The 22,875-nt window shown below is 64.4% G+C and carries 25 protein-coding genes and 4 tRNA genes; 18 read left to right on the forward strand and 11 right to left on the reverse strand.

Translation table 11 applies throughout. The features are described 5' to 3' along the window. The first annotated feature begins 181 nt into the window (after positions 1–181). The 8 genes from A5791_RS08220 to A5791_RS27130 all read left to right on the forward strand — a co-directional run bounded on the left by A5791_RS08220 (position 182) and on the right by A5791_RS27130 (position 7,780). Complete coding sequence (locus A5791_RS08220; protein ID WP_082966819.1) at positions 182–478, forward strand: hypothetical protein; 297 nt, start codon at positions 182–184, stop codon at positions 476–478. Then, positions 475–795, forward strand: coding sequence for a hypothetical protein (locus A5791_RS08225; RefSeq protein ID WP_067233820.1), 321 nt, complete (start codon positions 475–477; stop codon positions 793–795). Before A5791_RS08220 ends, A5791_RS08225 begins: the two co-directional genes overlap by 4 nt. Next, positions 792–1,169, forward strand: a complete 378-nt coding sequence (locus tag A5791_RS08230) for a helix-turn-helix domain-containing protein (RefSeq protein ID WP_067233823.1) — start codon at positions 792–794, stop codon at positions 1,167–1,169. The genes A5791_RS08225 and A5791_RS08230 overlap by 4 nt, the downstream gene beginning before the upstream one ends. Positions 1,170–1,311: 142 nt before the next feature. Then, positions 1,312–2,211: a hypothetical protein gene (locus A5791_RS08235; protein ID WP_067233826.1), complete on the forward strand. Its 900-nt coding sequence runs from the start codon at positions 1,312–1,314 to the stop codon at positions 2,209–2,211. 3 nt (positions 2,212–2,214) lie between these two features. Continuing rightward, positions 2,215–2,403, forward strand: a complete 189-nt coding sequence (locus tag A5791_RS08240; RefSeq protein ID WP_067233828.1) for a hypothetical protein — start codon at positions 2,215–2,217, stop codon at positions 2,401–2,403. Positions 2,404–2,549: 146 nt separating this feature from the next. Further along, positions 2,550–6,611 (forward strand): hypothetical protein, encoded by a 4,062-nt coding sequence (locus A5791_RS08245; RefSeq protein ID WP_067233831.1) that lies wholly within the window; start codon positions 2,550–2,552, stop codon positions 6,609–6,611. Positions 6,612–6,664: 53 nt separating this feature from the next. Further along, positions 6,665–7,069 carry an HNH endonuclease gene (locus A5791_RS25900; RefSeq protein WP_082966820.1) on the forward strand — a complete coding sequence of 135 codons (405 nt, stop codon included), beginning with the start codon at positions 6,665–6,667 and terminating at the stop codon, positions 7,067–7,069. Between the two features lie 300 nt (positions 7,070–7,369). Further along, entirely contained in the window at positions 7,370–7,780 is a 411-nt protein-coding gene (locus A5791_RS27130) for a hypothetical protein (RefSeq protein ID WP_231995834.1), read from the forward strand. A gap of 448 nt (positions 7,781–8,228) precedes the next feature. Here the strand turns inward: A5791_RS27130 and A5791_RS08255 are convergent, their stop codons facing one another. The 4 genes from A5791_RS08255 to A5791_RS08265 all read right to left on the reverse strand — a co-directional run bounded on the left by A5791_RS08255 (position 8,229) and on the right by A5791_RS08265 (position 9,989). Then, positions 8,229–8,417, reverse strand: a complete 189-nt coding sequence (locus A5791_RS08255; protein WP_067233836.1) for a hypothetical protein — start codon at positions 8,415–8,417, stop codon at positions 8,229–8,231. Between the two features lie 182 nt (positions 8,418–8,599). Next, entirely contained in the window at positions 8,600–9,376 is a 777-nt protein-coding gene (locus A5791_RS08260) for a hypothetical protein (protein WP_156661074.1), read from the reverse strand. Positions 9,377–9,456: 80 nt separating this feature from the next. Then, entirely contained in the window at positions 9,457–9,597 is a 141-nt protein-coding gene (locus A5791_RS26415; protein ID WP_156661075.1) for a hypothetical protein, read from the reverse strand. Positions 9,598–9,704: 107 nt separating this feature from the next. After that, the gene (locus tag A5791_RS08265; protein WP_067233841.1) at positions 9,705–9,989 is read right to left on the reverse strand and encodes a hypothetical protein; all 285 of its coding nucleotides are present in this window, start codon (positions 9,987–9,989) and stop codon (positions 9,705–9,707) included. A 286-nt stretch (positions 9,990–10,275) separates the two neighbouring features. Here A5791_RS08265 and A5791_RS08270 point away from each other — a divergent pair, with 286 nt between their 5' ends. From A5791_RS08270 to A5791_RS08300, 7 genes are all read left to right on the forward strand, one after another. Further along, positions 10,276–11,412 (forward strand): site-specific integrase, encoded by a 1,137-nt coding sequence (locus tag A5791_RS08270; RefSeq protein WP_067233880.1) that lies wholly within the window; start codon positions 10,276–10,278, stop codon positions 11,410–11,412. Between the two features lie 517 nt (positions 11,413–11,929). Further along, the gene (locus tag A5791_RS08275; protein ID WP_067233843.1) at positions 11,930–12,136 is read left to right on the forward strand and encodes an excisionase family DNA-binding protein; all 207 of its coding nucleotides are present in this window, start codon (positions 11,930–11,932) and stop codon (positions 12,134–12,136) included. Positions 12,137–12,333: 197 nt separating this feature from the next. Beyond that, a complete protein-coding gene (locus A5791_RS08280; protein WP_231995835.1) occupies positions 12,334–12,495 on the forward strand; it encodes a hypothetical protein in 162 nt (53 codons plus the stop codon). After that, positions 12,492–13,556, forward strand: coding sequence for an AAA family ATPase (locus tag A5791_RS08285; RefSeq protein WP_156661077.1), 1,065 nt, complete (start codon positions 12,492–12,494; stop codon positions 13,554–13,556). Before A5791_RS08280 ends, A5791_RS08285 begins: the two co-directional genes overlap by 4 nt. Positions 13,557–14,281: 725 nt before the next feature. Further along, complete coding sequence (locus A5791_RS08290; RefSeq protein ID WP_156661078.1) at positions 14,282–14,557, forward strand: hypothetical protein; 276 nt, start codon at positions 14,282–14,284, stop codon at positions 14,555–14,557. Positions 14,558–14,815: 258 nt separating this feature from the next. Further along, entirely contained in the window at positions 14,816–15,916 is a 1,101-nt protein-coding gene (locus A5791_RS08295) for a phage major capsid protein (RefSeq protein WP_067233850.1), read from the forward strand. A 126-nt stretch (positions 15,917–16,042) separates the two neighbouring features. Then, on the forward strand, positions 16,043–18,379 hold the full coding sequence (locus tag A5791_RS08300) for a hypothetical protein (RefSeq protein ID WP_067233853.1): 2,337 nt from the start codon (positions 16,043–16,045) through the stop codon (positions 18,377–18,379). Between the two features lie 115 nt (positions 18,380–18,494). On the opposite strand, the gene A5791_RS08305 is transcribed toward A5791_RS08300, so the two are convergent. From A5791_RS08305 to A5791_RS08330, 6 genes are all read right to left on the reverse strand, one after another. Next, entirely contained in the window at positions 18,495–18,680 is a 186-nt protein-coding gene (locus tag A5791_RS08305; RefSeq protein WP_067233856.1) for a hypothetical protein, read from the reverse strand. 111 nt (positions 18,681–18,791) lie between these two features. After that, entirely contained in the window at positions 18,792–19,682 is an 891-nt protein-coding gene (locus A5791_RS08310; RefSeq protein ID WP_082966821.1) for a tyrosine-type recombinase/integrase, read from the reverse strand. Then, positions 19,679–20,149 (reverse strand): hypothetical protein, encoded by a 471-nt coding sequence (locus A5791_RS08315; RefSeq protein ID WP_067233859.1) that lies wholly within the window; start codon positions 20,147–20,149, stop codon positions 19,679–19,681. The genes A5791_RS08310 and A5791_RS08315 overlap by 4 nt, the downstream gene beginning before the upstream one ends. Positions 20,150–20,258: 109 nt before the next feature. Further along, a tRNA-Val gene (locus A5791_RS08320) sits at positions 20,259–20,333 on the reverse strand. Between the two features lie 14 nt (positions 20,334–20,347). Further along, positions 20,348–20,418 (reverse strand) — tRNA-Cys (locus A5791_RS08325). 28 nt (positions 20,419–20,446) lie between these two features. After that, a tRNA-Gly gene (locus tag A5791_RS08330) sits at positions 20,447–20,519 on the reverse strand. A gap of 180 nt (positions 20,520–20,699) precedes the next feature. Between A5791_RS08330 and A5791_RS08335 the strand changes: the two genes are divergently transcribed. Next, positions 20,700–20,774: transfer RNA gene (locus A5791_RS08335), tRNA-Val, on the forward strand. A 335-nt stretch (positions 20,775–21,109) separates the two neighbouring features. Next, entirely contained in the window at positions 21,110–21,340 is a 231-nt protein-coding gene (locus tag A5791_RS08340; protein WP_156661079.1) for a hypothetical protein, read from the forward strand. Here the strand turns inward: A5791_RS08340 and A5791_RS26715 are convergent. Then, positions 21,337–21,873: an HNH endonuclease gene (locus A5791_RS26715; RefSeq protein WP_197504633.1), complete on the reverse strand. Its 537-nt coding sequence runs from the start codon at positions 21,871–21,873 to the stop codon at positions 21,337–21,339. The two genes, A5791_RS08340 and A5791_RS26715, sit on opposite strands and share 4 nt — an antisense overlap. 665 nt (positions 21,874–22,538) lie before the next feature. On the opposite strand from A5791_RS26715, the gene A5791_RS08350 reads away from it, so the two are divergent. Further along, positions 22,539–22,859 (forward strand): hypothetical protein, encoded by a 321-nt coding sequence (locus A5791_RS08350; protein WP_067233867.1) that lies wholly within the window; start codon positions 22,539–22,541, stop codon positions 22,857–22,859. Positions 22,860–22,875 lie beyond the last annotated feature (16 nt).

Raw genomic sequence — 22,875 nt, forward strand, 5'->3', positions numbered from 1 at the left:
GTGCCTGCGGTGTGCCAGTGGCATGGCGTGGCATACCGCTGTGACCAGCGGCTGTGCCAGCTGTGCCAGCTGTGCCACAGAAAGACGGACACGAGGCACCGCGGCGCAACGGGTGCGTGTGCACCGCCCAGCCCGAGCCTTGCTATCACTGCCGCCAGCTCGCCAGCAAACAAGGAGAATCGTGACCGCCAATCGGGAAACCATCCGCATCGAATTCACCTACGCCCACGGGGAGCCCGTCGTGAGCATGGCTGGCATGGCGTTGCTCTGGGGAGTGTCGCCATCTGAATTGGTCGCTCGCATCACTAGATCTGACGGGGCATGGTCTCCGTTCGACATGCCACCGCAGTGGATGCAGCGAGCCAAACGCCGCGCGGCCGAGGCGCGGGCCCACACCGGCAGCAATGCTCTCGAAGACGTGCTGCGGTACTGGGCGGATAAGGACTGCGACGCCGACATCGAGATTGTCTACTCATGAGACGAATACTGCTCTGCGAGTACCGCGATGGTGACACTCAACCAACCTGTGACGGTGTCGCGCTGCTGCTAGGTATCAGCGTCGAGGACATGCTCGAGCAGTGGGATCCGGCGGCCGGTCTGGACACGATGCCGGCGGAGTGGAAACGCCGCGGCGCCAAACGCGCCCTGCACGCGAAGAATGCTGTCGGGTCGAATGTCACGTCCGTTGTCTTGGCGTTTCTGGCTGTGCGGGACTGGCCCGGTTGTCGCATCGACTTTGACGAGAAGGGCGGCAAAATGTGGGCGGTCTTCGAGGAGCCAGGGAGCGGCGGGTGAGGCTCGATGACACCGACGTCGAGGCCGCCTATTACGGGCTGTCGTGGTTTATTCGGCAGTGCAATCTGGGTGGCCGGCCGCTGCCGCCCGAGGTGGGACGGCTCTACGCGCGGTTGGATCACCGGGTGCGGTTGTCGCCCACGCGACACGAAAATGGTTGTGCTGACGAGGATCAGTCACCGTCAGGGGAGGAGACGTGGATCGGTTCCTCGGAGGCGGCGCAGATCCTGGACTGGTCGAACCGGCAAGTTCAGCGTCACGCCATCGACCTAGGCGGCCAGATTGTTGGCGGCCGTTGGCTGTTCCGCGAATCCGACGTGAAGGACTACGCGGGAAGGCGGGCAGGCGATGGCGAACATCGACCCGGTATTTGAACAGCAGCTGGCTGAAATGAGCTCTGAGGATGCCGCGGCGCTGTGGGCGCGGACCCGCCCGCCGGCAGAACAGCCCAGGCGGGGCCAGGGCGGGATTGCCGAGGCGGAGAGGCGATTCGGGAAGCGAGGCAACTAGACACCCATGACCAGCATTCAGGAAAGACTTACAGCTATCGAGCAGGAGCTTCTGCCGCAGGAGTACCACACCGCGAAGAAAGTGGCTGAGGAAACGCGGCGCTTAATCACCACGCCACCCTCGCTGCCTTCGGCGGCACAGGAGTTGGATCCGTTCACGATCGGTGAGATTCGTGAGGAATGGATCGACGCGCAGATCGACCGCAAGGACGCCGAGGCTCGGCTTGAACGCCGGCGCGGCGTCCTGATTGCGCTGGCCAGCCAGGCTCAGGGGCAGGCCGCGGCTGTGTCGCGCTCAATCCGCAATGAGGTGTTGGCGGGTTTCCACCGCGAACTCGAGCGGCTCCTCGACGACGCCGCGGAGGTGGTCGCCGAGCTGGGCGATGTCAGCAGCGCGCAGGAGGCCATCGCCTCCGACCGGGGACCGGCCTGGAAACGCCTGTGCGAGTTGGCCGACGACTACGCCACACTGCGCCGGTTCCAGCTTGCCCGCATCGACGACGACATCGTCACCCGATCGAAGCCCACCGCTGGGGGCGAGGAGCACGCCAGCGACCTGTACATCCGGAACTTGGACGATGTGTGGCGTGAATGGCGCACCGGCGGCGCCAGGAACGGCGTCACCGTCACCAACGTTCGCGGGCCCGCACCCCGGTACGAGCCATGGCCGGCTTCACAGCCCCTATTGCTGCGCTGGCTGGTGACCAGCCCCGCAGAACCGTGGGTGCCCACACCCGAGCAGTTGCAGCAGCATTGGGCTGACCGGCAACAACGCGCCAACCCACAGCCGACGACCCTCTCGCCGCCCACCGAACGCGGCGACCGCCTCAAGAATGTGACTCACGTGTTCGCCCGAACCGCAAAAACAATCGAATCAGCGAAGAACGCCACGGCAGGAGGATTCTGACCCATGGACACCTACGACGCCGGTATAGCGGACCACACCTCACTACCGCCGCTAACCCGGGCGATCTTCGACGCCTACCCGAAGACAATGGGCGGCAACACCATCGGCCCGACTGCATCGGACAAAGCGCTGCGAGCGACCCTCGACGCGATCCGCTCCCTCGAAGACCGCGTTACCGCGCTGGGGGGCTGAACGATTCAGACTTGCGGCGGCGCACGGCGTCAAACCCGATTAATCCTTTCTTCGGGCAAGCGCGGCCATGACGGCACACCTTGTCAGGGCCTAGTCGTTGCTGCGCCAGCGCCGCCGCGAATCATCAATGGCGGGAGGCTAATTCAATGACCTCCATCGCCACATTGTACGCAGAGGTGCTCCCCGAGACTTCGCAGATCGCCGACGGCATCGTGCGCGCCTTCCGGGAGGTCGACCCGAAAGCCGCTGAAGCTGGCCGCCGTTGGGGCCGCGAGATCCAATCCGGCATCCAGGACGTCAACGTCGACGTCAAAGCCGAAACCGCCAAAGCGAAAGCCGAGATCGACGCAGCCGCCCGGGACCGGCACGCCACGATCCACGTCAACGTGGACAAGGACCGCCTCGGCGGGGAAATCACATCCAGCCTGGAACGGTTGGGTGAGTCGGCGGCGATGTCGATGGGGTCAGCCCTGGCTTCCGGTGCGGCAATGTCCTTGTCGTCCGTTGGGACACAGGCTTTCACGATGATGGGTCAGCAGGGAGGACAGGCTCTCAGTGGGGCGATGTCGCAGGGGTTTGGTGATGCTGCGGGGGCGATAGGGTCGGCGGCCGGACCCGAGGGCACCGTGATCGGGCAGATCCTGGGCAACTCGATCATGTCGTCGCTGAAGCCGATCCTGATGACGGGGGCGATCGCCGCGCTGGCCGGTGTCGCGTCGTCACTGTCGGGGTTGGCGGGGTTGGCGCCGGCCGGCCTGGCCGGGGCTGGCAGCGTCGTCGCCACACTGGCGATCGGTTTGGACGGCGTCAAGGAGGCGTGGGAAGCCGCCGGAAAGGCCGCGGACTCCGCTGGCAAGGACCAGGAAGCGAAGACGAAGGCGGTTGCGTCGGCTCAAAAGTCTTTGCGTGACGCTGTTTTGGATGAAGCGAACGCGCAGAAAGATGTTGCCAACGCGCGCCGGGATGCCCGCCAGCAGCTCGAGGACTTGAATGTTCAGCTGCGTGGCGGCGTGATCGATGAGAAGCAGGCGATCCTGGATGCGCAGGCGGCGCGTAGGGATTTGGCGACCGGCCGGTTCCGCGACTCGATCGAGTATCAGCAGGCGCAGCTGCGGGTCGAGGCCGCTGACCAGCGGGTGATCGAAGCGCACGAACGCAACGTGCAGCTGCAGGGCAAGGCGGCGGAGGCCAACGCGAAAGGCGTTGAGGGTTCCGATCAGGTGGTCGCCGCCAACGAGCGCCTGGCGAAAGCGCACGAGAATGTCGCGGCGGCGCAGCAGGGTCTGGCTGAAGCGCAAGGCAAGACGTCGTCGACGGCCGAGACAGCGGCGCAGGCGATGGCGAAGCTGTCCCCGGCTGCGCAGCAGTTCGTCGGCACGCTGATCGCGATGAAGCCGCAATGGGAGTCGTTCAAGAACAGCATCCAGGACGCGCTGTTCACCAATTTGGGCCCGCAGATCCAGCAGCTCGCCACCGCCTACATGCCGATGCTGCAGGGCGCGTTCACCACGATGGCCGGGCTGATCAACCAGGCCACGTCGGCGTTCATGGGGTTCCTGCAGCAGCCCGCCACCATGCAGTTGATGCAGACGCTGCTCAACAACCTCACCACGTCATTCCGTGAGTTCCTGCCGGTCATTTCGACTTTGGGTCAGGCGTTCCTGCAGCTGACGGTGACGGGTTCGTCGTTCCTGCCAGATCTGGGGAAGATTATCGGACAGTTCGCGACAGCGTTCGCTCAGTTCGCGAGCTCACCCGCGCTTGGGACGTGGTTACAGACCGGGCTGGTGGCGTTGGGGCAGTTGACCACCATGCTGCCAACCGTGTTGCAGATGTTCATGGATTTGGCGCCGATCGGCACCGCGACGCTCGGCGGCCTCGGCCAGGTGCTGACGGCGTTGGCGCCGGCGATCGCCCCGCTGTCGAATCTGTTCGCGTCGTTCATCACTAACGGTTTGACGCCGATGCTGACGCTGCTAGCGCAAGTCGCCACCACCGTCATCACCGCGTTGGCGCCGTCGATGACACAACTGATGCAAGCCCTCGGCCCGGTCATGAACGTTGTGGTGCAGGCGTTCACGCCGGTCTTACAGCAGCTGGGTTCGGTGCTGGCACAAACCGGCCAGGTACTCGTGGCGGCTCTAGTTCCTGCTATCCAGCAACTACTTCCCTACATCGGCCCGCTTGTTCAGCAGACGCTGATGTGGCTGACGGTGCTGCAGCCGCTCATTCCGAGTTTGACTCAGTTGGCGATCTCCCAACTCCCCGCGTGGATTGACGCGCTGAAATTCCTGCTGCCGCTGGTGACGCGGATGCTGGAGCTGTTCAACCAGTTCGCCAGCGAGAATATGCCCAAAGTTATTGCTGTGGTGGAGGATGCGTCGACCAAGTTCAGCGTGTTCTGGGACAGCGTCAAGCGCGGCGTTGAAACGATGTGGAACGTCGTCAAACCCATCTTGGACTTGCTTCACAACGCGATCCACGATCTTGGTCTCGATAAGTTGTTGGGCGGGTTGGAACGCTTCCATTTGTTACCGAGCACGCCCGGCGCACCCGCGACCCCTCCCGCCGGCGGAGGATTACCCGGAGCACCCGGTGGTCTGCCCGCGCTGCCTGGTGTGCCGACCGCGCCGGTGGAGTTACCACCTGCTGCCGCGCCGTCCGCGCTGCCCACCCCGTCGGCGACAGCATTGCCGCCCAGCGGCGGGGATACGCCGCTAGTCGCAGCGCTGAAAGCTAAAGGGTTCAGCCCAGAGATGATCCAGCTCATCCAAGGGTTCAGCCAAGTCGAAGGCCTCAATGCGGCAGGACAACCGACACTCGGGTTCACGGATGCCCAACTGGGCGGACGTTCGGACCTGCAGGCGCACGTCGATGCGTTGGCGCAGCAGTTTAAGGATCGGGCTGCGGTTGCGGGCCCATTCCCCGCTGGCGGCACCGCTCAGCAAAAGGCTGAATGGATCGCGAGAGTTGTTGGACAGTCTGGGCTTTCATCTGACTGGCAGGGACATGCCCAGCCGCAAGATTATGTGCAGCAAGTTGTTGCTGCTATGCAGGGAGGCACTGCAGTCCCGACCCTCCCGGCGCTTCCTGCGCCGACGGCCGCATTGCCTTCCGGCGGCACTCCGGTGCCCGGGGCGACGGCAGTCATGCCGCCTGGTGGCCTGGGCGGTGTGCCTTACGGGTTACCGGTGGGCACCGACATTCGCCAAGGCAAGCCCGGGTTCCCCGACTGGGTGTATCAACTTGGGCGCGCATTCGGACTCGAGCCCAGCACGTATGCCGGGCATCAGGAGCGCAGCGGCCAGAACCGCGGAATCGACTGGTGGCCAGCCGGTAAAGCCAACATGCAAGGTGCTGGCTACACGCCAGAAGAGATCGCTCGCCTTGACGCGTTCGCGAAATGGCTGGCAACCAATGGGCTTGCCGAGCAGGTGATTTGGAGCAATCCGCAGACCGGCCAAAATACCGGCTTCCCGTTCAACACCGACTACTCAGGCGACTACCCCGGGCATCGGGGCCATGTTCACACCCGATTCGGGCAGTCAGTCCTGCCACCCGGAGCCGCCGGGATGCCATCGCTGGCAACGCCGACAGCCGCTGCCCCGTACGGGGTTTCACCCACCGGTATGCCGCTCGGCACGCAGGGCCAGCCGATGTATGTCACGCCAGCTGGCGGCCCGTCCGGGCAGCAACTCGGCCAGGACATCCTCAGCGGCTTCCTCGAAATCTTCGGCATCGGCTCACTGGTCAAGAACCCTCTCGAGGGCGGGCTGTTCAAGGGATTCAAAGGCCTCATGACGGTGCTCACCGGTGGCGGCAAGGGCGGCAGCGGCGGTGGGCTGCCGGCGTCCGCGTATGCCAGTGGCGGCGCCGGCGCAGACATACCCGGTGGAGACATTCTCAGCGGCCTGGGAAACATGCTGCCCGGCATCGTTCCCCAACCCTACGGGCCTGTCGGTCAACCTGCAGCAGCGGCCGACGAGTACGGGCCGCCCGTCGCCAGCGGGGCCCCGGGCGCCGTGCCCAGCGGCTACAGCGTCGCCAAACCAGCCGCAGCGCAAGGCGGCAACGTCACAACCATTGACCAGTCGGTCCACGTCATCAATCCGCAAGACCGCATCGGGTCGACCGTATCAATGCTCAACGCAGCCCAAGGCCAAGCCATGAGCAGCGCACGCAGCCGCATGACAGGACTGCCTGTATAGGGGATAGCGGAGCGCACTCAAACACCACTGGCCGCAGAACGGGAGGTCATGACATGCCACGAGCACCACGCCTCTGCCCAGGCAACAACAGCACCTGCACCAACCTGATCGACCCCGGCCAAAAGTACTGCGACGACTGCCAGCCCCAACACTGGCGCGGCCCACGCACCGCCTCATCCAAAGTCACGAGCACCCGCGCATGGAAACGACTACGCCGACAAGTACTCGAACGCGACCGCTACCAATGCCAAACCCGCGGCCCCTACTGCACCGGCCACGCAACCCAAGTCGATCACATCATCAACACCGCAGCAGGAGGACCACCACTCGACCCCAACAACTGCCAAGCCATCTGCCAGCCATGCAACACCCGCAAAGCCAGCGCAGAAGGAGCAGCCGCCCGAGCACAACGCAAAGCCCAACGCCCCACACCACTACACCCGGGAATCCTCCGATGACCGCGAACAAGACCCACCCCCCGGAAGCCCCTGAGCCCCAGGAGGCCGCCGATACGGTGCTGCCGCTCGGGCCGGCTGCACGCAGAATCGCAGAGTTCGCGTTACGGTTCGCGGCCGCCGGATGCGGCTTTTCCTGTGCGTTCCCAGGAAAAGCATGGGGAGCTGATGGCGGTGGCTAGGAAGACGTGCGCTAGCTGCGGTAACAGCATGATCGGCTCGGCTCGGGCCCGGTATTGTTCGCCGGCGTGCAAGCAGCGTGCGCACCGCGTGCGCCGGGGCGCTAACCGTAACGCTTCGACGGTGCCCACCGTTACGGTTAAGCCCCGTCGAGAGTCTGACCGTCCCGCTGTCCAGAAGCCCGCAGCAGGCCGCCATTCGGCGGAGGCGGTGGCGGTGCTCGCCGAGCTGGACGCGGAACTTGCCGATGCTGGCGAGCTGTCCGGGCAGCGCCTGGAATGGACCGCCGCTGAGGCCGCGGTCCGCGAACTCATCGCCTGCGAGATCGACCGCAAAACCGACATCGAGCAGATGTATCGGGAGTCCGATGATGCGAAGACGCGGGTCAAGTTGAGCGCCGAGCTGCGGCTGCTCGAGGCCTCGGCGGCGCGCCTGCTCAAGCAGGTGAAGACGAAACTTCCCGAGCCGACGTCGAGGCGTTCTCAGAAGGCTGCGCGGGCCGCGCGGACGCGTTGGGAGCGTGACGGTGCCTAGGATCGCGCGGGGCGCCCGGCGCCGTGCTGAACGTGGGGCTGGTGGGTATGAAGTTGTCGTACCCGGTGTTTATGCTGCGCTGCTCGAATCTGAGCGGCGCCGATGTGATCATGCGGATGAGATCACTGCGCCTGCTGAGTACCGCCTCTACCGCCGGTCGCGGCACCTGTTGGAGGCTTTGGAGGCGGGCCAGCCGGTGACCGTGTCGAATTCGCTGATGCATGGCCATTCGATGCGCCACCTGAATGTGCCGTGGCCACCAACGCGGGTGCGTTATCTGCGTGTTTGGCCTGATGACGTGATCGTCCCGCGCTATGACGCAGATAGATAAGGGTGGTGCCTCCGAGTTGTCTCGGTGCGCCTATCCGGCACGTAGCCCCGTAAGAGGTCATCGGTAACGGAGTCCTGCTCTTGCGGGCTGCGGGGCACCGCCGCCACACGGGTTATCTTATCTTTGCTCGCATGAGCAGCTGAACTGCCAGCGTTCAGGCCACGAGCCGGTGAAGTCGTGATAGCAGCAGAATCGGATCCGCTCACCGTCGTCGGCGGTGAGTTCGATTTCGTGCCAGTCCTCGTGGATGCGGCAGGACCATAGGAAGAGCTTGCGCGACAACCACCGCCGGAATGATGTGACCATTGCGGACCCCTGTCCAGAACTCCGCTGCGGCAAGCGAAGATCGCCACTTTACTCCTGGCCGGTGATGTCGGCTAGACTCACCAGCCGGGTGCCGCAGAGCGACAGGCTTTATGCCCGAGGCTGGCTCGCGGTTAAACAGGGTGCCCGCATAAACCCGGCCCCAGAAATCCCTGCGGCGCACTTCATCGCGACTTTCCAGATTTGCGGTGGATGGCTTTGACAGCTTCGATCAGCTCGTCGACGGTCACGGCGTCAAGCGAATCTAGGAGATTGTGCGCAAGGTAATTCAACCAGTCGTACAGGTGGCCGCGCTGCAGAGCTAGCCGAGTTGTGTTGTACACGCGCAGGCAATCGACGCAATCACCATCGCGCCACGACATCCCGGTCTCGTGGTCCTCGTACTCGTCGAGGCGCACCGGGCGCGGCTTGCCACGGTCAGCGTCGTTGTTCAGGTGGTGCCATGATTCCGGGCGTGATTGCGGTGTTGGGATCGTTTCACCACACAGCACCGTCAACGTCGGAGCGTTCTCCGCGATCGCTCGATTCGCGTCGCTGATCCACCAAACGTGCTCAAGGTTGGGATTTCGCGGCGCCGCCTCTCGGTACTCCCGGCGTAACCGCTCAAGATCCCTGCCCCGTTCGGAGGCGCCGCGCGGCGGGTCGCCGAGCGCCAGCAGCTGCTCACGCTCATCATCATCGCGGTGCCTGCATTCGGGGTCTTTCAGGAGCGCGTGGTCGGTGATGGCCTGGCAGTGTGAGCACTTCAGCCGGCCGACCATCCGGCGCCGCCACCTGTCGGCCGAGTTGTACCCGCCCTGCGCCCGCCAGGCGTCCTTGTAGGTGCGGATCTGGCCGCACTGGCAGCACAACGCCTGTTTGACCGGAGTCGGCGGTAGTGGGTGGACGATGTGGATTCGGCGGAGGTGTAGTCCGACGAGTTCGCGGCCATGCCGGCTCACGCATGGTGTGCCGGGGTCGGCGCCGCAGAACGGGCACCGGTGGGTTAGGGCAGGGTGGGGTTGGGGCTGCTGGGGGGGTATCACGCCACCTCGCTCTCGCACAGGTAGCGGTCATCGGGCTCGGCCGGGCCGGGGTCGCCGTGCTCGCGGCACGGGCGACCGTTGGCGCACGGGCACTCCTCGGCATAAACCGAGGACGGGTTGGGGTTGACGTAACCCATTTGAGTATTCCTTTCTCGAAGTCAGTGCATTCCCGCGGGATGGAACGGGCGGTGGGATGCTCAGAGAGCGCGGCGCGCCTTGCCGCTAGTGAGTTCTTCTGTGTGGGCTAAGGCGAAATGTGCTCGGTCCCCCGGTTGCAGTAGCCGCAACCGGTCGGCGCGCAGCGACGGCCGGTCGCTGGGTAGCAGCAGCCGGCGTTGGCGGCGAGTGCGGCTTTTGCTGCTTCGTAGGGTGTGATGTGCGCTTTGTAGTAGCCGTAGTAGTTGAAGTCCGCGATGTCGGCGTGTGTCAACCCGGAGTGTTTGAGGGCCGTATCCACCCGGCGCAGAAACTCGTTGAAGTCGTAGACAGACACGACGGGCTGGGGGCGGAGATTGTGCAGATAGGGCATGGCTAGCTACCTCTCGGTGGTTGCTAGCTCGGTAACCCTCTGGCCCATATCTGGCCCATGGTGTCCGATTCCGGTCTCAGAAACTGCCTTTGACCTGTATCGGAGCTGGTGCGCGATACTGGGATTGAAGTAGGCGTTCTCGGTGTTTGCTGATTCGTATCGTCACCTGCGCAGATGGCCTCTGAACTGGCAACACGTTGCACAGTATCGCGTGAATCATGCGGAGACAAGAGGAACCACCTGTAAGCTATCGGGCACGACATTGGGCACGAAAAAGCAGGGGAGTATCCGGCGCATGGCACGCCGAACTAAGCGAGATTTCGCCACCATCCGACAGCTCCCGTCGCGACGCTGGCAGGTGCGCTACACCGGCCCTGACGGAGTCCGCCGCAACGCTCCCAAGACATTCGGCTACCGCGCCGAGGCAGATGCCTGGGTCGAGTCCAAGCGCAAAGAGATCTACCGCGAGACCTGGACGGCCGACGACGACAAGCCAGAGCGAATCACCTTCGGTGCCTACGCCGCGGGCTGGCTCGCTGGGCGCCAGGTCGCCGGCAGGCCGATCAAGGCACGCACCCGCGAGCACTACCAGGCCATCCTGGACGACCATTTGATCGACACGTTCGGCAACCGGCAGCTCGCCGCGATCAAGCCCAAAGATGTCCGCGAATGGTACTCCGAGACTCTGACAGACCGGCCGACCATGCGCAGCCACGCCTACAGTCTGTTGCGCACCATCATGGGCAGCGCTGTCAATGACGAGCTGATCGACGCCAACCCCTGCCGCATCGTCGGCGCCGGCCGCGCCAAGCGCGTCCACAAGATCCGGCCCGCCAGCGTCGAAGAGCTGGCGACAGTGACTGAAAAGATGCCCGAACGGCTGCGGCTGATGGTCACCCTAGCGTCCTGGTGCGCATTGCGATTCGGCGAAACGATCGAACTCAAGCGCGGCGACATCGACCTGTCTCACGAGGTGATCCGAATTCGCCGGGCCGCGGTGCGTACCAAAGCCGGCACTTTCGAAGTAACCACACCCAAATCAGATGCCGGCGTCCGTGACGTCGCGATCCCGCCGCACATCATCCCGCAAATCGAGCAGCACCTATCGAGACATGTTGGTAGCAAGCGTGATTCGTTACTATTCCCGAACGAGCGCGGCGAACATCTGCAGCCGTCGACACTGATGCGGCATTGGTACAAGGCGCGCAAGGCGGCCGGACGCGACGACCTCCGTTGGCACGACCTGCGGCACTCCGGCGCGGTCCTCGCCGCCGCGACAGGCGCATCGCTGGCCGAATTGATGGCGCGCCTAGGACATTCCACGCCGCAGGCCGCGATGCGCTACCAGCACGCCGCCCAGGGCCGCGACCGCGAGATTGCCGCCTTGCTGTCGAAGATCGCAGCGAACGGGGGAGCGCCATGACCGACGAGGCGTCGCGATGGCTGATCGTCTGCGGCTGCGCCGGCCACCCCGAAGAGCTTGTCGGCGCCGTCGACGTGAACGCAGCGGGCGAGGCAGCGGTGTGGAGCACCGGCCGGAGCGGAGGGTCGCCATTGTTGAAGGGCGCTCACCGGATGATCCGGAACGCGCCTGCTGGTGAGCGTAGGGAACTGCTCAGAAAGCTCCAGACCCGCGAGGTTCGGCTACGTGCGACGGTGACGTTCCGGCACTCGCCGTGCGGCAGGTCACTCCGGGTCAATGAATACAGTCTTGGGGAACTACTCGCAGCCGTATCGAAATTGGTCCCGGACCAACGTGTTTCATTGGAGTTGCTTTGCGTTGTAAATGGGAGTTCGCAGCGCGGCGCGACGCGCTGACGCAGGCGTAGGTTCCGTGCAGCTCCCGTATCTTCCGATATAGTGCTGACTATTCGCCCCCGTGGGATGTCCCGGCCAAAGGCGTATCGCTTTGACGATGCGCGAAAGGCACGGACCACACAATGGCGAAACAGAAATCCCCCACCCCCACCCGGCGTAGGTGGGTAAGCCAACAGGACGCCGCCGAGTACCTCGGGGTAACTGACCGCACAATTCGGCAGATGATCGCTGACGGTCGGCTGACCGGCTACCGCAGCGGCACCCGCCTCGTCCGCCTGGACCTCAATGAGATCGACGCCGCGATGCAACCATTCGGCGGTGCGGCATGAGGGTCTACCAACGAAGAAGCCGCCTCGCGGGCAACGAAGCGGCTTCCAGCAAGTCCACGGCAACGGACTCCGACCAGCATAACGGTTTGGCCATCTGGAAACGCCGTCATAAAGCAGCGCGCCGGGTCGTGCCACTCGACTGCGGCTGTCCCGACCCGTGGCCCTGTCGATGCTCAGAACCGCCGCTCACTGAGCGCATGATCGACGGCGGCCGCGACGCCGCACTCCACATCCTGGATACAACCGGACGCATCCCACTGCTTGAAACGGAAGTGCTTCAAGCACTCTGGCGGCGCGGCGGAACCGACCGCGAGCTCGCCGAACTCCTGCACGCGCTCACGCTTGGCGAGCTCGCGTGACCCGCACTGACCCCGGCCTGGCCGCGGCTCGACGCATGGCAGCGGTGCGGCCGGAACCGGAATGGCCGGCGGACGACCCCGGCCCGCCTGATCCCGACATTCCGGACGATCCTCCCAAGGTGCCGGTCCTCGCCGATCGGCTACTCAACCGATCGGCACTGCGCTCGTTACCCGACCCACAACCACTCATCGGCAACGTCCTCGACCAAGGCACCACGGCCCTTCTCTTTGGCCGCCACGGCACACTCAAGACGTTCATCGCGCTCGACTGGGCGGTCTCGGTCGCCACCGGCCGCCGATGGCAAGGGCGCGCGACCGAGCGCCGCCGCGTGCTCTACGTCGCCGGTGAAGGCGCATTCGGCTTCAAGCGGCGCATCGACGCATGGGAAACCGCATGGCAGAAGCAGATAGGCGACGAAGACTTCGACGTCCTCCCCAGGCCGGTAAATCTCACCAGGCCGCTGGACGTCAACAACCTTGCCGCGCTGATCGAATGGAACGGCTACGGACTGGTCGTCCTGGACACCCTCGCGCGCTGCATGGTCGGCGCCGACGAGAACAGCGCAAAGGACTGCGGAATCGTCGTCGACGCGATGACGCGATTACTTGGACACATGCCAGACGGCCGAGGCGTCGTGCTCGGCGTGCACCACGCAGGCAAGGACGGCAAGACCTTCCGCGGATCCTCTGCGTTCGAAGCCGGCGCCGACACCGTGTACAAGACCACACGCGACGGCGCCATCGTCGAACTCAACCGCGAGAAGCGCAAAGACGGACCCGAATACGACCGCCATGAAGTCAAGTTCGACCCGATCCCGGGCACCGAAAGCGGCGCAATATCTGTCCACCGAGGGGGTGGACAAACTGAGCGTTCAGACAAGCTCATGTCCACCTTTGTTCAGCATTTCGCTTCGATCGGCGCGACCAAGGCCGAACTGCGGATAGCCGCCGATATGCCGTCCGCAACATTCCACCGCGCACTGTCTGACCTGCTGCAATCCGGCGTCCTCATTAACCACGGCACCGACAAGCGACCGTTCTACAAGGGGGCCACCGAGTGACATCTGTCCACTTGTCCACCATCTGTCCACCAGATATGTCCACCGTGTCCACCACCACCCCCTCTTTAGAGGGGTGGACAGGACAGATCGGATGAACAGTTCCGGCCGTTGCAGCGGCCGATGGGTGCAGCAAGCCCACCTACTCGCGCGGCATGTGCTGCAGCCACTACCAGCGTTGGCGCAAGGCACGTCCACCCCGGGTCGGCGCGGCCACGCCGTGCCCCGCCTAACGGTGAACCCGCCCTCACCATGCGGACATCACTTGCCCGAGCTGCTCGCCGCCCTCGCCGCCGCCGTCCCACCACTCAAAGGCGCTTCCAAAGACGACCGTCCGCCGAGCGATGACAGGAACACGCCAATGACCACCCAGCACGCCAGCAAACCCAGTCAGTGCCTGACTCCGCTACAGCAAACAACCAGGCCACGCCAGCAAACAACGTGCTCGGTGGGCCACCCTGGCTGTACAGCCCCCCTACCAGCAGTTTTGTGCGGAAGAATGCACGCCTACCGCGGCGAGGGGCTCGTTTGCGCTGGTCAGAGGCTTAAACCCCCCTACGGGGTCAAAATCGCTGGCAGCGGGCCGGGCGGCCGAGGCCGCCGGGTCAGCTGGCCTCTCCCCCCGAGGATTTTTTTGAAACTGCCAAGCAAACACTACCAGCAAACATCGGCCCTGCCGCAGCAAATATCGGGCGTGCGCCAGCAAACTTCTACGAGAGGTGGATGAAATGACGAGTCCGATGTACCGCGACGTTGAGCGGGGGTTGCGTCTGGCGCTGGCTCGGCGCCGCGGCGATGACGATGTGCTGCCGCTGCTGGCTGCGGAGTGTGAAACCGCGGAGGACGTGGATCGGCTGATCTTGGCGCAGGCCGACGCGCTGAATCATGTGCTTGAGCGGGGGCTCGAAGATCCTGAGAAGTTCCTCGCAAATTGGATCGCGAACGTTCGCCGACTTGCCGACGACGAAGAGAATCCGCCGCCTTGTCAGAGCGGGGACGTATGATCGGCTGGTCTCTTTCTGTGGGGATGCGGTGTGGGGCGTCAGCCCGTCCCGCCCCCGGGGTCGGCCCGTACAGCCGCCGGCGCCCGGAGTGGCCGGCGGTCAAGCCCTCACCCATCGTCGCGGGGGGATAAGACTTGGCCTGACCAGCGGTAAGGGAACCGCCCCAGCACGGGGCCACGCCCGAAGCCCGTCCGTCCTCCAAGCGAATCCATTCTCAGTGCGCGCGAGCGCGCGCGGATTGCGCTAGGAGGCGCTCACATGTCTGACCTGAAGGACCGAATCAGCCAACAACTCGACGCGGCCCGCGCGATCGCAGAGAAGGCGACGGCCGAAGGCCGCAACTTCACCGGCGACGAGCAGAAGCAAGTCGACGGCGCGATTGCGGCCGCCAAGTCGTATCGCGAAGCGGCCGCGGGCGACGCCCAGCGTCGCGAAATTATGGAGCAGCTCGACGCGATGGCGGGCGGCCAGAACTCCGGCGGCCAGCAGTTCCTCAAGTTCAGCAAGGCCTGGGCAGACCGAGCCGCCGAAAAGGTCATGCCCGTAGGCCAGAAAGCGCTGGCGACGGGTAACTCGGTGTTCGTCGACGTCGAACTCACCCCAACGCCGATCCCGATGGGCAGGCCCGCGGGCTCGCTGCTCGATCTGCTGCCCGCCGTGCAGCACCAGCAGCCCGCGTTCAGCTACATCAGGCAGAGCGTGCGCACCAACAGTGCCGCCGTGGTTACCGAAGGCGCAGTCAAGCCAACGTCGGTGTACTCCATCATCAAGATCGACAACACCCTCAGCGTCGTCGCTCACCTCAGTGAGCGCGTCCCGAGGTACTGGTTCGAGGACGCGGCGTCCCTCAAGCCGTTCATGCAGGAGGAGTTGTCCTACGGCCTGCGCGCCGCTGTCGAGGCGAAGGTGCTCGCAGACATCAACGCCACGAGCGGTATTCAGACCCAGGCGTACAGCAACTCGATCTTGGAGACGTTGCGAAAGAGCATCACCAAGATCGAAGCCGCCGGCTATGAGCCCAGTGCGATTGTGATGCACCCGCTCGACTTCGAGGCCGTCGAGCTGGCACTGGTCACCACCACCGCAGTGCAGTATCGAGGCTTGCCGTTCGACGCCGCTGCCCGGCGCCTGTACGGACTGCCGATCGCGGTTGCCAACGTCCAAGCGCAGGGCACCGCGCACGTGCTCGGCTCCGGCACGGTGGGTGTCGACACCGACACGCTCGGCGTCGCGATCCAGTGGTCGGAAACCTCCGATGCGGATTCGTTCAGCAAGAACCTGGTCCTTGCCCGCTGCGAAGGTCGTTATGCCACCTCGGTTTTCCAGCCTTTCGGTTTGGTCAAGGCGACACTTGCGTGATCCGGCCTGAAATGGCCCCGACCCCAGCGCTTTTCGCGCCGCGGAGGGAGGAGGTGGTCTCGAATGGCTGACACCACAATTGGTTACGCTGTTCTTTAGCTTCAGATTATCCCTAGCCTCCGCGGGGTGTCAGAGGCGATTGAGAAACAGCTCGCCGGGCAGGTTATTTCGGTCACGATTGAACCGAAGACCGACGCTGCGAAGGTCGACAAGTCGATCAAGGATGCGGCCAAGAAGACGAAGCCGCCCGAAGTTGAGATTGCGCCGAAAGTCGATGCCGGCAAGGTCGGTAAGCAGATCGACGATGCGGTGAAAAAGGCTGGCCAAGAAGCTAAGTCGCAGACGATTGAGTTGCCGCCGATTGATCAGGCGAAGGTCCGTGAGCAGGCTAAGAAAGCCGGCCAGTCGATCAGCGACGTGATCAAAGACGCCAAGAACACGAAGCTGGAACTGCCGCAGTTTGATCCGGACAAGATGCGCGGGTTGGGAACTAAGCTGCGCGACGCGGCGATGAGTGGTCTGCGGGAACTCCAAAACCCGGCTCTGAACCCGATCAAGGAGCAGATCGGGTCGGCGATTGGGCAGGTCATCGGGGAGAAGATCGGCCAGGCGATCGGGAACAGCCAAGTTGGTCAGTGGGCGCGCAACATTGCCGTGGCTGGACAGGGTGCCACTGAGGGCCTGCAGGGCATGGCGAACATCATCGCCCGGTTCAAGGAAGGCGATGCTGGTGCAGGTTTAACGGGCGTGCAGACCGCGCTGGGAAAGATTGACGACCTGGCCAAAACTACTGGGATTGATATTGGAGGCTGGACGACGCCAATCGGAGATGCGACTAATAAGGCTCAGGGCCTGGTTGACAAATTCGGTGAAAGCAAAAAGGGCGTAACGGAGTTCTCTGACACCATTAAAGGGGTAACGCCGGGAATTGCTGGCGCGCTTGAGAAGTGGTCCGGTCCAATTGCCGCTATAGTGATGGCGCTGGAAGCGGCCCAACCGGCGCTTCAGCATGTCGCGGACCTGGGAAGTAAAGACCCCGCCGTTCGCGATAAGGCGAACACATGGACCGGGCCACCGAGCTCATTGCCGCCTGTTTTCCCTAGCGACTTGCCGCCCACGGGTACGCCGGGCGGTCCGGCTCCAGGTGTCGTTCCCGGCGGTGGACTTGCTGGCCTGGGTGGCTCATTCGGCGACCCCCGATACGGAAATTTCGACCCGCCCAAACCCAAGGCTGGCGGCGGAATGATATCCGGTCCCGGCAGCGGCGTCTCGGATTCAATTCTGGGCTGGCCCGCGATAGTCCGTGTCTCCAACGGCGAGTTCGTCACTAACCAGCGGGCCACCGAACAAAACCTGCCACTGCTACAGGCAGTGAACGCTGGTGCGCCGTTGTGGGATTGGATCAAACAACTGCCCCGGTTCGATGGTGGCGGCAGGGTACCCTACGGCCTGCCGGTAGGGACGAACACCGGCGGCTACGGATCATCCGGCGCCATCTTCCCTGCATGGGTGCACGAAATTGAGCAACGCTTCGGCGTGAAGGCGTCCACCTACCCCGGCCACCAAGAGAAGTCCGGGCTGAACAAGGGCATCGACTGGACGGGCTCGGTCGATGCTATGCAGCGGTTCGCCGAGTACTTGGCCAGCATCCGCGGCGAACTTGAACAGGTCATCTGGATGAACCCGAACACGGGCCAGAAGATCGGTGTTGCTGACGGGCAGATGGTAGGCCCTGGCACGAACCAGCCCGGCTACTACCGTGACGACTGGGGCGGTCACACTAATCACGTCCACACTCGGCAGTCCTACAGCTTCGGCGGCGCTGGCGGTTCGTTGCCGGGCAGCGGTATCGGCGTCGACGTGTCAGCGCTAAGTGGCGTTGCTGCCTCCCCAACGGGGCTGAAGAGTATGGGGCCAGGCGCAAACCCCGCCCCCGCCCCCGCCCCCGCTGCGGCAGGACCAGGCGCGGCGCCGGGCGGCGGCAGTCTGTCGATTCCGACGTCGTTCGCCGGCCTATCCAGCTGGGGATTCGACGCGATGACCGCCGCAGGCGAAGCGAAGTCGGGTCCGGGTCACCGCGACCCCATGGCGTACTTCCCCAAGGCCGCCAGCGCCGCCGTCAGCGGGCAGGTGTCATCGGCGCTCGGCGCGTTCGGCATCCCGGGTGCACCCCATTGGCTGCAAGGCATATCCAATTTTGTCGGAGGCATATCGGTCGGCGGACCAGGCAGCGGCGGATCAGACAGCAGCGGCGGTGCGGTCCCGGCGTCGCTGTCCGCAGGGGCTTCACCGATACCCGCCGCGGCGGGGGTGCCGGACAATGTGCTGCAGGGCGGAACCGCGAGGCAAGGACACTTCGGCGACGTGATCAACATCCAAACGGACCGCGTCGAGGACGCCTTCAAAATCGCGTGGCAACACAAACTGGAAAAGGCCGCGACGCCTATAGACAGGTGGGCCTGATGGGCGTCGGCGACAGCAAAGGCCGGGCGGTTTCTTCCACTGGTGGAAATTTGCCACCAGTGGCCAACGCCAAGAAAGACGGTGGTAACGTGCCACCGTCTGGCGGTCGCGCCCCTTACCCGGTAGGCCGAAGTTCGCGGACAACGTCCTCAGCGTCCAAGCCGTACGCGACTAAGTTTCCATAGCCGTCGGCCAGCGCATACGGGCCGTATTGGGAATACCACCGGCTGCGCTCCCGGTACTTGATGAGCTTGAGCTCTGCGGAGCGGGCAAGGCGGCGTAGTTGGGCGTCAGTGTGCATGGCAAATCCAATCGGGTCGATTACAGGGATTCGAGCTCGAGCCCGCGCCATGCCATGCCCTGAGATTGCCCACCGAAGTGAACGGTAGCTCCGAGAGTAACAGGATCGGCCTCACCAGGCGCACGACGCTGCCGCGCGGACCTCGTCATCATCCACCGCCGTGTACCGCTCAGTCGTCGCTACCGAAGCGTGCCCGAGCAGCGTCTGCACCGCCCGCAGGTTCCGCGTCCCGCGGTAGGCCCGCGAAGCGAATCTGTGGCGAAGGGCGTGCATCGAGAACCCATCGGGAAGCGCTCGCGCGACCACAGTGCCCACCCATTCGGGCGTGAGGTGGCCGCCCTCGCCGTCGGGGAACAACCACCCCGACGTGCCCCACTCGTAGGCGGCCAGCGCGGGCGTATGTCCAGCTGAGCCGCGCCGAATCAGCCCGGCCAGCTCGGAGCTGATAGGCACGATGCGTTGCCTTCCGCCCTTGCCGCGCACGAGAAGCTGAGCAGTACCGCCTGCGATGAACACGTCGCGGGTGTGCACCTGGGCGACCTCGGCGCGCCGTAGCCCAGCCTCGGCCGCTAACCGCAACATCAACGTGGTGCGGGCGTCGGCGGCCGTCAGCGCGGCAAACCAGGCATCGTCGGGCGCCGGCCGCGGCGCCGCCTTCGGCTGCGGCAGCCTGGGCAGCACGTCACCGAGATAGACCGATACCCGGCCAGCCTTGTACGCCCACGAAAAGAAACCCCGGACAGCACTTCGCATGCCCCGGCGATACTCAGCACTCCAATCTTTCTCCCTGCCGAACCAATCGATCAGCCGGTCAGCCGTGACCTCGTCCGGCGGACAACCAATGCAGCGAGCCAAATACTGCAACTGGTCGCGGCGCAGTTTCCGTGTGGCCTCACGCTGGCCTTCCGCAGCGATCACGTGCAGATAATCGTCGATCGCCCACGACCACGACTGAGCGATAGGCGGTTTCGTTGGCCGGCTCGGAACCCCTTTGCGGCTCATCGCAGCCGCTCCAGCTCGTCCGCCGCCGCCATGATCATCGCCGCGAACCGGCGCGCCTGTTCCGCGGTGAACGGTGCGCGATCGTCGGCCAAAACGAACAGGGACCAGGTGACGGCGCCGTCACCGGCCTGCACGCCGTCGACATACACGCTTGAGTCGGAAGCGTCGGAAGCGGCGCGGTCTACAGATCGCCGCGAGAACTCCATCGTGCGGGTCCAGGTGCCTGTTCCGTCGTTCTCCCAGTGTCCGGGGTGACTGATGCCTGACGGTAGCGGGATGTGGCCGAACTCGACGACGTCGTTGAGGTTCCGCTCCGCTTCCCACCGGGCCTCTTTCAGTAATTCCTCGGAATCGTCAGCGGAGCGGAGAAGCTGCTCGTAGCGTTCGAACCGCCGAATCTGCTCGGGTGTGAGCTGGTCGGCGAGGTCTCGCCAGGTGGTCGCGGTGTCATCGTGGGCGGTGGGCATGGGCTAGCTACCTCTCGGATTGGCCGAGACCGCCTGGCTCCATTGGGCATATATTGGGCACGAGCCCAGGTCGGAGGCCCTAAAAAGTGCCTTTGACCTGCATAAACTCTGGTGCGCGATACTGGGATTGAACCAGTGACCTCTTCCGTGTCAGGGAAGCGCTCTCCCGCTGAGCTAATCGCGCTGAGTCGAATTCGGAGGTGGAGACGGGAATCGAACCCGTGTGCACGGCTTTGCAGGCCGTTGCCTCACCACTCGGCCACTCCACCGCTGGGGTTGATGCCACTTGCACCTTCGAGCGGATGACGGGATTCGAACCCGCGACCCTCACCTTGGCAAGGTGATGCGCTACCAACTGCGCTACATCCGCGCGCAACGGACGAGATCGTCGCCCGGTGCGAAGCACGACGATAGTCCAAGTGAGCGGGCACACACAAATCTCTTGGTGCAGTGCATGTCTACGCTACCGCGCACCCTGGTCGTGCGTCATGCAGACATCCAGCGGACAAGGCATCGTGCTACTCTTCGACCTCGTTCGCCTCTCGGCGGCGGTCCCGTGGCTCAGTGGGAGAGCGTCCGCTTCACACGCGGAAGGTCGCTGGTTCGATCCCAGCCGGGACCACCAGTATCTCCGCAGTTCAGACCCTAATTTCGAGCTTTCACGCGAGGCGCATGCCCAGCACGTGCCCAATCAGGGGGATGGGGCGGCCAGGCGTCGAGCCAGACTCCCGCGGTAGCCGCGCCTCGCCATCACTCACCCGCCGTATGCCCTGGCAGGGTGCATCGCAATCGGTGGTGCTTTGCACAGACACGCCGACAATGCACTAATGTCCTTGCAGTCCTTGCTATTTCGGATAGCCGCGTTGTTAGCTGTGCGCCATGACGACCTTCATTTAGACCGACTTCGGAGCCCATGGGAGTCGAAGTTAGGCCACCGGCCGGCGCGCGGCGGGTCTATTCGTGGAAGTACGACGGCGCGGGGTGGGCGCGCTGGTACGACGGCGCCAAACGCGACGCCGGGCCCCCACCGTCACGGTCACCGGCCGGCAGTTCGACGACGGTGCCGAGGTCCGCGGGGTCGTGGTGGTCCTCGACGCTAACGAGCTCCGCGACACCGACGAGGCCCGCGCGCTCGCCGCTGTGCTCCTTAAGGCCGTGAGCGAATTAGAGCGGTCCGCCGCCGGCCACTAGAGCCGGTCGGACTTCACTAGGTTGCATGGTCGGCAAAGCAGCTGGACGTTGCCCACGGTGCTAGCGCCGCCCTTCGACCAGGGAATGATGTGGTCGAACTCGAGATTCATGTTGGCTCCGCACTGGATGCAGTGTCCTCTGTCGCGCTGCCATACTTCGGCTTTGACGTGTTGCGGGATCACTCGCGACGGCTTTGTGTCCGCGCCCTGCAAGATCAATCTGCGGTCGATCCGCAATGCAGTGTCAATCACCGTGACTGCCCATTCGGGATCCAACACCTCGTATTGCCCGCTCAACGAGCGCGTCGTCGCCTCAAGATAAAAGTCTCCTCCGGCCTTGCGCACGATCCCAAGAACCTTGCTGAGCGGCACTTCGCCCCCGTGCTGCAACGCGCTAAAACGAATCTTGCGGTTCGTCACTATCAGTCGGCCATGCGTGGGATGGAGCCCGGACTTGAGCGGCCGCCAGCGTGTCGCCGCCACGTGCAGGCAGCACTGCTCGTCGGTCGGTAGATGCAATTCCGGGACCTGCACAACCGGTAGCCGCCCGCTACGCACCACCCCAAGCGAATACGCCCGGTGTAACTGCGCGTCCAGCGGCTGCGACAGTGTCGGCGGAGCCTGAAGCACGGCGGCGGCTTGCCGGAAAGTGGTTAGTTCCTCCGCGGTCACGTTGCCGTCGCTTGCCGCGAAGGCGGCGTAGCGTCGCAGCCATTCGCTCGTTACACCGGCGATTGCCTGCCTCGCGTCCTGGACTGGCAGCGCGACCGAGTTGCGCCATTGTTCGAGCTCAGCCCACTCTGAGCCGAGTGGCCCAGCGGCGACTAGGACACGGCGGGCGGCCTGAGCGTATTGCCACTGAAGCTGACGAATCGTCTTTCTGCACCCGCCACAGGAGTGACTGAACATTGCGGGGTTCCCGCACCGCTCGCATCGCCCCCCACCCTTAACAAACATCGGCGCCATGCTAGCGGCGAGAGCTTGAACCGTTGCCAGCACCGAGCGATATCACATCCAGTCGACGACGCCGAGTTAGCGCCGCGAAGCATGGCGGCGAGCAAAAAGTGGCCGCAAACCCGATCGGATCGGCTGCGCCCTCCCTGCTGAGCACAGACCGCGTATCAAGCCGGGACCGGCAAAGACGGTGTGCCAGCATCGCCGCGGTGGGATGATCGAGCAGCAGTAACAAGGGAGACGCAATGACTGCATGCAAGATCACGTCGCTCTCGAGGACCGCCGCTTTCTTCGCCTGCCTGGGAGCCGCGCTGATGGCAGGAGGGCTGATCGCCGCGGCGCCGCCGGCCAACGCGGGCTGCCTGTACGGAGGACCCGTTTTAAGCAAGTGCGATGGACCCGTCCAGCCTGATGGCACCTGGCAACGTTGCGTGGCATTTACCACTCTGGTACCTAGCGGCATGAGTACCTTCCTTATGCCCGAGAAGCGCTGCGATGTGATGGGTCCTGATCAGCACCCTGCGGATGCCGGCTTCGCCGACCCACCCGCGCACATCGACGACTGAGCTGGGGCTAAAAGCC

Source organism: Mycobacterium sp. 852002-51163_SCH5372311 (genome assembly GCF_001667115.1).
Taxonomy (GTDB): domain Bacteria; phylum Actinomycetota; class Actinomycetes; order Mycobacteriales; family Mycobacteriaceae; genus Mycobacterium.